11 protein-coding genes, 1 tRNA gene and 3 pseudogenes are annotated in these 12640 nt (G+C 52.0%); 12 read left to right on the plus strand and 3 right to left on the minus strand.

Translation table 11 applies throughout. The features are described from left to right. Positions 1–134: 134 nt before the first annotated feature. The 5 genes from K6R05_RS05675 to K6R05_RS05695 all read left to right on the plus strand — a co-directional run bounded on the left by K6R05_RS05675 (position 135) and on the right by K6R05_RS05695 (position 4130). Positions 135–920, plus strand: a complete 786-nt coding sequence (locus K6R05_RS05675; protein ID WP_222925166.1) for an IclR family transcriptional regulator — start codon at positions 135–137, stop codon at positions 918–920. A gap of 7 nt (positions 921–927) precedes the next feature. Next, positions 928–1380, plus strand: a complete 453-nt coding sequence (locus tag K6R05_RS05680) for a universal stress protein (RefSeq protein ID WP_013358635.1) — start codon at positions 928–930, stop codon at positions 1378–1380. Between the two features lie 9 nt (positions 1381–1389). Continuing rightward, a complete protein-coding gene (locus K6R05_RS05685) occupies positions 1390–2196 on the plus strand; it encodes a hypothetical protein (protein ID WP_161735063.1) in 807 nt (268 codons plus the stop codon). Positions 2197–2461: 265 nt separating this feature from the next. Next, positions 2462–2743 (plus strand): putative periplasmic lipoprotein, encoded by a 282-nt coding sequence (locus K6R05_RS05690; protein ID WP_222925167.1) that lies wholly within the window; start codon positions 2462–2464, stop codon positions 2741–2743. A gap of 511 nt (positions 2744–3254) precedes the next feature. Continuing rightward, a complete protein-coding gene (locus K6R05_RS05695; protein WP_222925168.1) occupies positions 3255–4130 on the plus strand; it encodes an SMP-30/gluconolactonase/LRE family protein in 876 nt (291 codons plus the stop codon). 45 nt (positions 4131–4175) lie between these two features. Here the strand turns inward: K6R05_RS05695 and K6R05_RS05700 are convergent, their stop codons facing one another. Then, positions 4176–5402: an L-lactate MFS transporter gene (locus tag K6R05_RS05700; RefSeq protein ID WP_222925169.1), complete on the minus strand. Its 1227-nt coding sequence runs from the start codon at positions 5400–5402 to the stop codon at positions 4176–4178. A gap of 284 nt (positions 5403–5686) precedes the next feature. Here K6R05_RS05700 and K6R05_RS05705 point away from each other — a divergent pair, with 284 nt between their 5' ends. Next, positions 5687–5920 (plus strand): hypothetical protein, encoded by a 234-nt coding sequence (locus tag K6R05_RS05705; RefSeq protein WP_090958994.1) that lies wholly within the window; start codon positions 5687–5689, stop codon positions 5918–5920. 35 nt (positions 5921–5955) lie between these two features. Here the strand turns inward: K6R05_RS05705 and K6R05_RS05710 are convergent, their stop codons facing one another. Beyond that, positions 5956–6855 carry a DMT family transporter gene (locus K6R05_RS05710; protein WP_222925170.1) on the minus strand — a complete coding sequence of 300 codons (900 nt, stop codon included), beginning with the start codon at positions 6853–6855 and terminating at the stop codon, positions 5956–5958. A 177-nt stretch (positions 6856–7032) separates the two neighbouring features. Between K6R05_RS05710 and K6R05_RS05715 the strand changes: the two genes are divergently transcribed. The 6 genes and pseudogenes from K6R05_RS05715 to K6R05_RS05735 all read left to right on the plus strand — a co-directional run bounded on the left by K6R05_RS05715 (position 7033) and on the right by K6R05_RS05735 (position 12290). Beyond that, positions 7033–7902, plus strand: coding sequence for an AraC family transcriptional regulator (locus K6R05_RS05715; RefSeq protein WP_161735049.1), 870 nt, complete (start codon positions 7033–7035; stop codon positions 7900–7902). A gap of 562 nt (positions 7903–8464) precedes the next feature. Next, positions 8465–9691 (plus strand): annotated as a pseudogene (tssC, locus tag K6R05_RS05720) (type VI secretion system contractile sheath large subunit); the annotation flags it as partial. Positions 9692–9708: 17 nt separating this feature from the next. Next, entirely contained in the window at positions 9709–9996 is a 288-nt protein-coding gene (locus K6R05_RS05725; protein WP_309568527.1) for a hypothetical protein, read from the plus strand. A 122-nt stretch (positions 9997–10118) separates the two neighbouring features. Next, a pseudogene (locus K6R05_RS22380) lies at positions 10119–10516 on the plus strand (YdcA family protein). Positions 10517–10705: 189 nt separating this feature from the next. Next, positions 10706–10858 (plus strand): annotated as a pseudogene (locus tag K6R05_RS05730) (GIY-YIG nuclease family protein); the annotation flags it as partial. 46 nt (positions 10859–10904) lie between these two features. Then, positions 10905–12290 (plus strand): VasL domain-containing protein, encoded by a 1386-nt coding sequence (locus tag K6R05_RS05735; RefSeq protein ID WP_222925171.1) that lies wholly within the window; start codon positions 10905–10907, stop codon positions 12288–12290. A gap of 227 nt (positions 12291–12517) precedes the next feature. Here the strand turns inward: K6R05_RS05735 and K6R05_RS05740 are convergent. After that, positions 12518–12592 (minus strand) — tRNA-Arg (locus K6R05_RS05740). Positions 12593–12640 lie beyond the last annotated feature (48 nt).

Consider the following 12640-nt stretch of genomic DNA (forward strand, 5'->3'; position numbering starts at 1 on the left):
TATTATGATGCAGTGTACTGCGATGTGATACAGGGCATAATATTACATCCCGGTATGCTGTATTGCAATGTGGTACAGACTGTAAAAAGTGCGGCATTCGCGCTACAGTAAGGCAGCTCAAACAGGACGACGCTATGGCACATCAACCCTCCAGCCGTGAGGATGAAAAAACGGGCGGCATTCAGGTCATCGCACGTGCGGCAAAAATTCTAAATGCGCTGGGCGAACAGCCGGGCGGCATGAGCCTTGGCGAGATTGCTCAGGCGGTAGAACTCCCCCGTTCAACGGTGCAGCGCATTGTCGCCGCACTCGACAGCGCCGAGCTGGTGCGCAGCAGCGGGGCGGGTGGACTGCGACTGGGTCCGGCACTGTTAAAACTGATCTCCAGCGTCCACACCGACGTGGTCGATCTGGTCAGTCCGCTACTGGAAAAACTCTCTTCCGACACCAATGAGACGGTTTCACTGGCGCGCGCCAGCGGCAGCCAGCTGGCGATTATTCACCACGTGGTGGCGTCGCGGGAGTTGCGGGTGGTTCCGCATATGGGACTCAATCTGCCGCTCTACAGCACCTCCGGTGGACGGGCGCTGCTGGCGCTGGAGTGTGAAAAAGATGTGCGGACGATTGTCGGTGAGGGCTGGCAGGAATTAACCGATATGACGGTGAAAACGCTGCCGCAGTTGCTGCAACTTATCAGGGAAGTGCGCGAAACCGGTATCGCTGTGGATCGCGGTGAAACGCTGGAAGGTATCTCTACCATGGCGTTTGCACTGGATACACTGTTTGGTCGCTTTTCTGTCTCTTTGCTGGTGCCCTCTGCACGTTTTCTGCGTCACGAAGCCCGTTTCCGTGACGAGATGCTGAAGTGCAAAGAGGCTCTGGTGCGTGAAATCGGCAAAGTCGCCGCGATAGAAGGATAAGCATCTGATGAAAACCCTGCTGATGGCTATTGATCACTCTCCGGTCGCGGAGAAAGTGGTTGCCTTAACCATTGAAGAAGCGCTGGCGCATCGCGCCGATGTGGTGGTGCTGTGCTGTGTTGATCCTGCTTACTCCTCCTGCAATCAGCCAATGGAAATCGATGCAGGTGAAGATCCCGCCGATTTTGTGGCGGCGCAGGATGAGCAGAATACGGCGGAAATGGTGGTGCGCCATGCGCTGGCACCGTTATTGCGCGCGGGCATTAATGCGCGTGGCATGATTCTGGCGGGTGACGCAGCAGACACCATCGTTGCCCAGTCGCAACAGCTTAAAGCCAGCATGATTATCATGGGACGTCGCCATCTCTCCTCTTTTAATCGGCTGTTAAAAGGCTCGGTCAGCGCATCAGTTATTGAGCGTGCTCACTGTCCTGTGCTGATCGATGTGCGTAAGGATTAATCGCGCAGCATGAACTCTCTGTTTTTTATTACGCTGGCCGCGTTTACGCTGCTGGCGCTGATTATCATTGTGCTGATCAGAACCACCCGGCTGCGTTTGTGGCAGGGGCTGATCCTCTTTCTGTTGCCACTGATACTGGCAAATCTGCTCTGGTTCAGCTGGGTCGCGCCGCATCAGCAGCAGACTGCTCAGCATGAGCAGGCGGTGAATCAGCTGGCAAAGATGCCGGGCTATCGGGTATTGCAGACGCAGGAACCAGCATTATGGTTGTTGCTGACTCAGGAGCTGACCCGGCGGATCCGTGCGGGCGAGCAGCCTGAAAGGGCGACAGGTGAACTGCGTGGCTGGCTGATTGAGGTGATTAATCAGCGACTGATGCGCGGAACAGATGCGGCGGTCGTTAACTATATCAGCGTCTCGGTAGAAGAAATGCGCGCGTTGAACCAGATCGATCCGGGCCTCTGCTTCCGTTATCTCTATCCGCAGGTCAGTGGTGGCATCAATTTGCAGACCACACTTCCAGCCTCGCTGAATCAGAAAGAGGCCGATGCCATGGAGCTGCTGCTGCTCAATAGTCCGCCACCCGAGCAGCCCCTTGATAAGGCTCAGGCGCAGGATGATCTGCAAAAGATTGTCGGCCGGCTTTATCTGAAGTGGGGCGACAAACTGCAGCAACTGAATATGCCTGCCGACACGGCGGTGGATCGCTCTTCGCTATGTGCCATGTCAATTGACCTCTACAGCGCCGTTCTGGCATTACCTGATAAGCGCGCCGCTAACCTGTTACGTAAAATGGTGGCACTGACCGGCCAGTAAACTCGCGTTTAGCGGGCGAAAAAAAGCCCGCTAAACGCGGGCAGGGAAGAGAGAGGAGCAGATTTTTATTTTTGGCATTTCCTGGTGTGGTGCAGTCTTCGTTTGGTCTGAATATATCCTGTCACTTTTGGACTGATAGTAATAGCCGTTTAATCGTATTGAATTAATCGGCTAAAGCTTCTCAATTTTTGATTTTTCGCGCATTAATCTTATGGATGCGTGGCATGCTGCGTCATACACTGCGTGACAACGTGAGGATAACTAAATGAAAAAATTAATTACCGGCGCACTGGCGCTGATTCTGCTGAGTGGATGTACCGCCAGCAAACCCGGGGCATTTGAACGCGTTGATGAAGATCCAGGCTCAAATACCGTGCAGTACCGTTATGACCCGGTAAAGGTCAATCGTGATGCAATGGATATTGATCTGGCGAATTACTGCAGCAATAAAGGCTTTGATAAAGTCGAGGCGTTACCTGCGCAGGAGAGTCATATTCCGGGACTGCAGAAAGCGTGGTTCCAGTGTAATTATGCTGTGAAAAGCTAAATAAAACGGGCGGGATAATTATCCCGCCCTTAAAGTTACTGCTTTTATTTTATGCTGTGTGACATCTTTGCCCGTTAGCGGCGATGGTGACCGCCATGATACCCACCGTGATAACCTCCATAGTAGCCTCCATGATATCCGCCGCCACCCCCGCGATGCCAGCCATTGTCGTGTCTGGGGCTGATGATACAACCACTTAATAAGGTCATCAGCGCAACCACCGAAGCGACTTTAATTAATCTCTTCATCGGAAGCTTCTCCTCTTTTCCAATGACTATGACACTACGCTGTAAAAGTGGAGTGAAGATGCAGGCTTTGTAGAGTTATTTAAGAAGATATGACGGAATATTTCAGATCGCTCTGTTCTTCAGCGGCAGGAAATAAAAAAATCGGAATCAACTGAATAATAAATACTATCAAAGAGAATAGTCTTAAAATCAAGCGAAAATAATTCTCATTTGAAAGTTTTTACCACTACATTATTAGCATGTCATTTCAATGGGAGAGAAACATGGCGCATAACGTAAAAAATATTCTGGCTTTACAGGCTGAACTGGGCGAATGCCCGCTCTGGTCAGTGGAAGAACAGGTGCTGTACTGTGTCGATATTCTGGCATCCGCCATTCACCGTTTTGATCCGGTCAGCGGTGAACTGCAAACCTTCCCGCAGGCGGAAGAGGTGGGATGCATCGGTCTGCGTGAGCAGGGCGGGCTGATAGCCGCATTGCGCAACGGTGTCTGGCTGCTGGATGCGCAGGGTAAACCCGAGAAAAAGATTGCAGAGAATCCCGGTGTGGCCGCTAAGAGTCGATTTAATGATGGCCGTGTGGATCCGTGGGGTAACTTCTGGTGCGGCAGCCTGTGGGAACCGCAGGATAAAAATGGCGGGCTGCTGTGCCGCGTGACGCCTGACCTGAAACTGGAGGTCAAAGCGCGTGATATTAAAATTTCCAATGGGCTGGCCTTCTCTCCCGACCGGCGCTGGATGTATCACAGTGACACGCCGAATGAATCGCTCTATCGCTATCCATTAAACGCGCAGGGCGAACCGGGCGAACGCACCCTGTTCCGCCGTTTCGACGCGAAAGGTGGATTACCGGATGGTGCCGCGGTGGATAGCGAAGGTTTCTACTGGTCAGCACAGTTTGATGGCGGACGCGTGGTGCGTATCGATCCGCAGAGCAGTGACATTGTCGATGAGATTCTGCTGCCGGTGAAGTGGCCAACCATGGTGGCCTTTGGCGGGGCCGATCTTAAAACGCTGTTTATTACCAGTTCACGTGAAGATCGCACCAAAGAGGAACTGGCGCGCTATCCGCAGTCCGGCGATATCTTTGCCGTGGACGTCGCGGTGGCAGGAATAGCAGAGCCGCGATTCCGCGGCTAAACGTTAACGGGCCGCGTAATGGCGGCCCGTGGTCGTTGCCCGTGATTAGTGACGTTGCAACACAGGTTCTGTTGTGACGGGACTTTGCGGCAGGCGAATGGTAAGCGACAGAAACAGGGAGATGACCAGTAGCGTCATAATCAGGCTGAAGGTAACGGTGAAACCACCAAACAGCGAGGCGACCAGCGATCCCAGCACGCTTCCGATACCAAAGCCCAGGTAGAGCAGGCCATAGTTTTTTGTCAGGTTGTTGAGTCCAAAGAAGTCACTGACCAGCGACGGGAACACCGTAATGGTCCCGCCAAAGCTGAAGGCCACACAGGCGAGTGACAGGAAGAAGGTGACCTCATTCATCCGGGTAAACAGCAGCACACTCATACCAATCAGCGACACAATTTGCGCCAGCGAAATGACCCGGATGCGCAGCATTTTGTCAGAGAGCACACCCAGCACCAGACGGCCACTCAGGTTGGCAATTGCAATCACCGTTACCGCGCTGGCAGCAGTCTGCGTGGAGAGATGCACCAGACCTTCGCCGATATCTTTGGCAACCCCTATCACATAGAGTCCACTCATACAGGCGGTCAGGAACATCAGCGCCAGCATCCAGTACTGCGGCAGACGCACTGACTGGGCCAGCGTGTAATCCCGCGCATGTTGCTGACCTTTAGCGGTGGTTCCGGTCTGTTGCAGTGGCGCTTCACGCATCAGCAGCGCACCGAGAATAATCATCGACATGGCCAGCACGCCCCAGATCATAAAGGTTTGCTCCAGACCGACCGTCACCAGCAGTGTTCCGCAGATAAACTTGAATCCCAGACTGCCAAGGCCGTAAGCGCCAATTGCACAGGCCGAGATCATCCCCTTACGCTCCGGGAACCATTTCACACAGTTTGAGAGCGTCATCAGATAACCGGCGCCATCGGCCAGACCAACCAACAGTCCGGCACTGAAGTAGAGCATCATCAGGTTATTAGCCTGCGCGGTGAGCCAGAAGCCCAGCGCCATCAGTACACCCGCGCCAATAGTGACGCGGCGTACGCCAAAACGTTCCTGTAATTTTCCGGCCAGTGAAGAGGCGATAGCCAGACCCAGGCTCAGCAGGCCAAAGGAAAATGCGACCTGACTGATCGGTGCATCCAGCTTCTGTGACAGCTGGCCGTTAAACAAACTCCATGTATAAACTGACCCCAGCGCAAACTGAGTAATAACCGTTCCGAACAATGTAAGCCAGCGGGAACGCTGGTAAGACGCCTGTTGAGTCTGGTTCATAATTTATCTCTCCCGTCCGGGAATCTGGAAACTGCGGTCAGAATAAAACAGTGATTCGCGCGCGTGAGCAGCAAAGGTATGAACGGAACGTATCAGGGAATGAAATGCCATTCAGGCGGTATGAATGACATCAAAAGGGGGCGCGACACTGCGTCACTAGTAAGCAAAGTGGCATGTTAATGATTAAGCGTAATTAGCCGTAAGATAATGTTTCAGATAGCTCTTTCTGTGAGCAGGTTTACAGATTATTTGCCATGCTTACAGTTCACTTAACAGGAGGAAATATGAAAGACCGGACATATGAATCCAGTACCAGTGAGGATGACGTTTGCTGCATCATCGGTCAGGCGGTGATTGAACTCAGTACAGAACAACAGCCTGTGACCAAATCGACGCTGGCATTAAAACTGCTGTCGATGGCCGATCGTGATAGTGACGATGAGCGTGTTCTGCTTTACTGGATTGCGCGTAAAGCGATCAATCAACCACAGAAACTTCTTCAGCAGCAGTGGGCGTAATGCCCATCCGGACGCGGGTCTGAGCCCGCTCCGTGTCAGGTAGTGACCCGGCAATGGCTTGCCGGCCAGCGGGCAAACATCACGATATTGCCCAGCAGAATCATGACAAGGCCAGGGATGGCGCTGACATGCCACTCATACCCCTCAAAGCGCGTAGAGAGTGCCAGCGCAACCAGCGGAAACAGGACCGTTGTATAGGCAGCCCGACTGGCGCCGATGCGTCCCGCCAGTGTGAAGTAAGCGCCGAAACCCATCACCGATCCCACGATAGCCAGATAGAGCAATGCCCCAAACCACTGTGTATTCCATGTCGGCTGCAGCGAAACACCCTGCAGCAGCGAGACCAGTGCCATGATCAGCGCACCGTATAACATGCCGTAACTGTTAGTTGTCAGCACGTCACGTTGCAGACGCTGATGCCGCTGACTGATCATATTGCCGAATGAAAATCCCAGTGTGCCCAGCGCACTTAACCCAATGCCCCACATCAGCCCGGCAGAGGCCTGCGTGCTGCGCAGATCGTGCCAGAACAACGCCACAATGCCTGCCATGCCCAGCACGATGGCCGGAATCAGACGTGCGGAAGGGCGCTGACGGAAAAATATCCAGCTGTTAATGGCGTTATACATCACGGCCATCGAGAAAATGACCGACTCCAGTCCGCTGCTGATATAGCCGGAAGCGTAATAAAAGCAGACAAAGTTGAAGCCAAAGACGCTGCAGCCCTGGAGCATGCAGAAGAGATGATCGCGCAGCGTCAGCCTGTGCAGACGCTTTATCAGCTTAAGCAGCAATAACATGACCAGCGAGGCCAGCAAAAAACGCCAGAAGACAGCGACAGTTACGGCCCCTATGCCCGCAGACTGTTGCGCATAAATCGCAATCCAGGTCGTGCCCCAGATCAGCACGACTGAGAGATACAAAAACAGGTTCATTGCCAGATTCTCCACCCTAAAACGCCGAGTCTGCACCCGCAACGCTCCCTGGTCTTGCAGCGGATTGCGCAAGGTTTGCAAAATCTTGCGCATTTTTGCCGCCCGTCCCGATATGGCCTGTTTTCTGTCCCCTGCAATCCGTAAACTGGCCTTCTGTTTATCTGAACTGATGCTCCAATGCGTACCTATCAGACCTTTGAAATGCTGCAACGCCACAAAGCACAACTGCGTGATCAGGTGCAGCTTCACAGCGGCATTCAGCTGGCAGCCTGGTTCAATAGTGGCGATCGCGTGACAAACCTCAGCGATCATCACACGCTGAGCCTTTACGTAGCGGGCGGCTACGATACCTGGCATAAAACCCCGCATGGCTGGCGTAACGGTGGCGCACCGGACCGCTTCTGTCTGATGCCGGCTGGCACGGAATCGACCTGGGATCTGCGTGCGGATCTCGCCTTTGTTCATCTCTATTGCAGCGAGAACCAGCTGCGGCAACTGGCCGAAAGGGTCTGGGACCGTAATCCGGCGCAGTTAAACCTGCATGAGAAAATCTTTTCTGTTGATGACCGCATTACCCAGCTCTATCGACACTTTCTGCTGAGCAGCGACTGGCAACAGCCCGCCAGCCAGCTGACGCTGAGCAGCGCATCAACACTCCTGTTGACCCATCTGCTGCAGCACTACAGTGAAGTTAAATGGCGACTGCCCCAGGTGCGGGGTGGACTCGCTCCAGTGGTATTACGGCGGGTTCTGGAATTTATTGAAACCCATCTCGATCAGCCTTTAACCCTGGCGGTGCTGGCGCAGGAAGCGGCATTGAGTGAGTTTCACTTTGCCCGCATGTTTCGTCATACCACTAGCGAGGCACCACACCAGTTCGTGATGCGCCGTCGTATGGATCGTGCAAGGATGTTGCTTGAGCGGCCCGAGCTGACGCTGACCGATATTGCCCTTCAGTGTGGTTACCACTCTTCAGCCCACTTCAGCCATCGTTTCCGGCAGGTTTATGGCATGACGCCCTCGGCGTGTCGTCGGGAAAGTCGATGAACTTCTTAGCGGTAACAGAAATATTAGCAGCGCATAATAGCGCCACAAATCATTAACATTTCTTACTATAAAAACTAACCTTTTTGGGTGGGTTCCCGTTTTCACTTTCTGCCGTGATCCTGTAAAAAAAGCATTAACCGCACTTTTTAGCTATGGGTCATTTTTCTGCTTAATCCCGCAATGAACTACTTACTGAAACATTTTTTATTCCCAGCTATCATGCGCCTCACAAGCAGAATCTTAAGAAAAATCTTATGTATCAAATCAGTATAAGATTTTTGTTGGCAACTTTATCCTGTTACATATGGTTACATATTATCATTTCCTTTGGCTGACCCACTATTTCTAAACTCGCGCCATGAGTGTTTATCTGAAAAATGAATTTCGGATTTACGCTCTTTCATCACGTCATATCGCCAGTAAATGGAATGTACTCGCTTCTGACTGCAGGTTCTGCTTTTCACTGAATGTTTAATGGCAGGAATGTTTTATGGCAGGGTAAGCCGTTCTTAATATTTGACACTGGCTGTGGCGGTTTCTATCACTCCATAGAACAGGGACAATGCATAGCGAAGAATTCCAGGCAGTGGAGAGCCTGTGGCGCGGCGTGAAATCGCTGGTCGACAAAACCGATTTCCGCCAGAACGTGAAAGTTGAACTGCTGGATATGTCTAAAGAAGATCTGCGTCAGGACTTCGAAGACAGCCCGGAAATCATTCAGAGTGGACTGTATAAACACACATATATCGATGAGTATGACACACCGGGTGGAGAGCCGATCGCTGCGCTGATTTCCGCTTATGAGTTTGATGCGTCTGCGCAGGATGTCGCGCTCCTGCGCAACATCTCTAAAGTGTCTGCTGCAGCACATATGCCGTTTATCGGCTCTGCCGGCCCGAAATTTTTCCTCAAGGATTCGATGGAGGAAGTTGCGGCCATCAAGGACATTGGTAACTACTTCGACCGTGCGGAGTACATTAAGTGGAAATCCTTCCGTGAGACGGACGATGCCCGCTATATCGGCTTGGTGATGCCGCGCGTGCTGGGTCGCCTGCCGTATGGTCCGGATACCGTGCCCGTACGCAGCTTTAACTACGTGGAAGAAGTGAAAGGCCCGGATCACGATAAATACCTGTGGACTAACGCATCCTTCGCCTTTGCATCCAACATGGTTCGCAGCTTCATCAACAACGGCTGGTGTGTACAAATTCGTGGCCCGCAGGCCGGTGGTGCCGTGCAGGACCTGCCTATTCATCTGTACGATCTGGGTACCGGCAATCAGGTGAAGATCCCGTCAGAAGTGATGATCCCGGAAACCCGTGAATTTGAGTTTGCGAACCTGGGCTTTATTCCATTAAGTTACTATAAAAACAGAGATTATTCCTGCTTCTTCAGCGCTAACTCCACCCAGAAGCCAGCCCTGTATGACACAGCGGATGCCACGGCCAACAGCCGTATCAATGCGCGTCTGCCGTACATCTTCCTGCTGTCGCGTATTGCACACTACCTGAAGTTGATTCAGCGTGAAAATATCGGCACAACCAAAGACCGTCGTCTGCTGGAGCTTGAGCTCAACACCTGGGTGCGCAGTCTGGTGACCGAAATGACCGACCCGGGCGACGAGCTACAGGCCTCTCACCCGCTGCGTGATGCGAAAGTTGTGGTGGAAGATATCGAGGATAATCCGGGTTTCTTCCGCGTGAAGCTGTACGCCGTGCCACACTTTCAGGTGGAAGGGATGGACGTCAACCTGTCGCTGGTTTCCCAGATGCCGAAGGCGAAATCATAAGCTAAGGCAGGAAGCCAATGAAAACGGAACAACCGTTATGGGGCAGGGGCGTTACCGCCCTCGTTCTGCGTATCGACGACCGGTCTGTAAAATTTGTGCCGGCGTTCCTTTATGGTCAGGGTGTGAACGGGTGCGTGGAGGCGACCTTCCGTGATGGGAGACATACGACTTCACTGGGACGTTTATTCATGCGGTCAGGAATGGTGAACAACTGGACCTTTAGTCCGCCAGGTACTTTATCCCGCCCTGGGCAGCATTTTGATGAAAGCATTTTCTTTGACCTGATTTTAGCGCTTCTGCCATAGCTGGAGCTGAAAATGAATCATTATTTTAATGCTTTAAATCATTGCTCGTTTTCCTGACGAAGCGGTTAATAGCTTTCGGATTACTTAGCCACAAAGTAACGAAATAAATAACGGATATGGAAATGAGAAAATTAATCTTTATTCTGGTCTCAGGGATACTGTTTACGGCACAAGCCGATGCTGCGCGTGGAAGGCAACCCTGCTCAGGTTCAAAAGGCGGTATAGCGCACTGCACATCGGATGGACGTTTTGTCTGTAATGACGGGAGCCTGAGCCAGTCGAAGCGATTCTGCTCCGGATATAGTTCTTCAGCAACCAGCAATCCGGTTAAACAGTCTACTTCCACTCCAAAGCTAAAACGAAAAAAGTGACAACTGCGAAAAAGCAGGAGCCGCAACGTGTTGCAGAAAATGACGAACCGGTCAGTACCCAACCCCGACAGCCCACATGCGCTCCCCTCTATATGGCCAGTAAGCCCGGATACACTCATTTACCGATTTGCTCAGGGAATCAGTATTAGTCGGATAGGGCAGAGATTCTCTTCTCGTTATTCAAATTAAATCGTCAGGATAAAAATAAGAAAGGAGAGACATAAAATATGACAAGAAGAAAAAAAGATGACAATGCTGCGGGTATTTTTCTGGTTATTATTGGCGTCATTGCCTGGGGTATTTATGTCGCGGTAAGAGCATTAATCAATATTAATGGGCGATTTAAGCAGCGTAAGGCGTTTTTCCGGGTCGAGCTCAGCCGGATAATCGATGAGGTTGAACGTCATCATGGGCAGGTTGAATATATTGCTGACCCGGTGGCGCTACAGTATCTGCAGAGTCTCGAATATGCAGAAAGCCAGGCCGCATAAGCAATAACCTTTAATAGTCCCTGGTACGTCAAATGGACAACTGGTCATGAATGACATCACCCCGCGTAAAATCAAAACCGGCGGCGACCCGCGCACGCTACCGGACTATGCCACCCTGCGTCATGAACTGAGTAAGCTGACACATCCGGCTCGCCCGGATGTGAACTGGCATTATGTCGAAAAACTCTGTCTCTCACTGTTTGAGCAGAACGGTGTGGAATTGCAAACAGCAGCCTGGTATACGCTTGCGCATACACAACTGACCGGCTTACCCGGGCTCAATAAAGGGCTGGCGATACTCGAGGCCCTGATAAGCCATCAGTGGGGGGCGCTGTGGCCGCAGCCAGTCCATGCGCGCATGGAAATCCTCAGCAGCCTGAGTCAGCGCCTGCAGCAACGGATGCGCTCGCTGCCGCTGAATTACAGCGACCTCAGCCACCTGTATCGGGCGGAGCAACTGCTTACCGGACTCGGAGAGGTACTGCAGCGTCTGGAACTTAAGCATCTGAGTCAGCTCGATACGTTGCGTACCCTGATGCACAACAGTGCTGTCCGGCTGGAAAACAGCGATGGGATAACCAGCAGCGGGTCGAACATTCAGCCAGGTATCGTGTTGGCTGCCACCGTGATGAATGATGCGACAGCATCCACCAGAGACTTTGCTGGTGATCCGGATGAAGATACGCCAGAGAGTGCAGTGAAGAGGGCTTACGTTGCGCAGTCGGAACAGCAGCCAAATGTGGAAGTGCTGGCAACTATGCCCACTCCGATAAAAAAATGGAAATCCTTCTCCGCCGGGATGTGTACCATGCTGGTAATAAGCATAGTTTCAGTGTGGAGCTGGCATTTTCTTCACCGGCCAGACCCTCTACAGAATCAGCTTGCTGCTTCACTGGCTCCGTTCCCTGCACCTCTCACGTCTGAACAGTTGGGGATGTTGCGTCAGCAGACTCCGTTACCGCAGGATCTTATCGCACAGACACAGCGGCAGCTTGCCAGGCTGGATAAGTTGCCGCCTGACTGGAATATGGACTTCAGTCGACAGCTTGTAAAACAGGCGCAGGTGCTTTCGCCAGAGCAGGCTAAACCTCTGGCACAAAACTGGCAGCAGCAACTCAAGGCGATTGCATTACCGACAGAACATCTTGCTGACTGGTATCAGGGAATGACAACGCTACAAAAACTCAGCGACAGACTTAACGGGCTTGATGAGCAGAAAGGTAAATACGTAACGGTCAGTGAGCTGAAGTCAGTCGTTTTTTCAGCCATGCAGTCTTTCAGCCAATCGATACCGGCTGAAGAGCAGCTAAGGGCATTGTCACAAAATCCCGCAGGCGAACCTCTGCCTGCTGCTGCCAAAGCTCAGATGGAGATGCACCTGAAGCAACTGACTGCCCGTTATGCAGAAATAAAACAGAATGCATCTAAATAAAAAATATCTGAAGCATTCGATGCAGCCAATTACCCATACCCGGCCGGTCATGATTACAACGCATTCGCAGGTGTTCATTCATTTGTCTGAAGAGCATAGCCATAGCCGTTAAACAATCAATGGTAAGTGAGCAGAAAAAAGGCAAAGGGGTGTAGCCGTCATTAATAGCATAATGTTGATTTTTAAGGGTTTTAAATGATGGGGGCGTTTTCAAAAGAGGAGAAGTCTGGTGTCCCCTGCAGGAATCGAACCTGCAACTAGCCCTTAGGAGGGGCTCGTTATATCCATTTAACTAAGAGGACCGCGGCGTGCAGTATAGCGAAAGAGGTCTGAAGATTCACCAGGTTGCC

It is taken from the genome of Pantoea alfalfae (assembly GCF_019880205.1).
Classification (GTDB): domain Bacteria; phylum Pseudomonadota; class Gammaproteobacteria; order Enterobacterales; family Enterobacteriaceae; genus Pantoea; species Pantoea alfalfae.

Bases quoted from the DNA above. Each gene is read 5' to 3' on its own strand.
- K6R05_RS05695 (WP_222925168.1), top strand. From the start codon at position 3,255: ATGGCGCATAACGTAAAAAATATTCTGGCTTTACAGGCTGAACTGGGC.
- K6R05_RS05680 (WP_013358635.1), top strand. From the start codon at position 928: ATGAAAACCCTGCTGATGGCTATTGATCACTCTCCGGTCGCGGAGAAA.
- K6R05_RS05735 (WP_222925171.1), top strand. From the start codon at position 10,905: ATGAATGACATCACCCCGCGTAAAATCAAAACCGGCGGCGACCCGCGC.
- K6R05_RS05725 (WP_309568527.1), top strand. From the start codon at position 9,709: ATGAAAACGGAACAACCGTTATGGGGCAGGGGCGTTACCGCCCTCGTT.
- K6R05_RS05700 (WP_222925169.1), bottom strand. From the start codon at position 5,402: ATGAACCAGACTCAACAGGCGTCTTACCAGCGTTCCCGCTGGCTTACA.
- K6R05_RS05675 (WP_222925166.1), top strand. From the start codon at position 135: ATGGCACATCAACCCTCCAGCCGTGAGGATGAAAAAACGGGCGGCATT.
- K6R05_RS05705 (WP_090958994.1), top strand. From the start codon at position 5,687: ATGAAAGACCGGACATATGAATCCAGTACCAGTGAGGATGACGTTTGC.
- K6R05_RS05715 (WP_161735049.1), top strand. From the start codon at position 7,033: ATGCGTACCTATCAGACCTTTGAAATGCTGCAACGCCACAAAGCACAA.
- K6R05_RS05685 (WP_161735063.1), top strand. From the start codon at position 1,390: ATGAACTCTCTGTTTTTTATTACGCTGGCCGCGTTTACGCTGCTGGCG.
- K6R05_RS05710 (WP_222925170.1), bottom strand. From the start codon at position 6,855: ATGAACCTGTTTTTGTATCTCTCAGTCGTGCTGATCTGGGGCACGACC.
- K6R05_RS05690 (WP_222925167.1), top strand. From the start codon at position 2,462: ATGAAAAAATTAATTACCGGCGCACTGGCGCTGATTCTGCTGAGTGGA.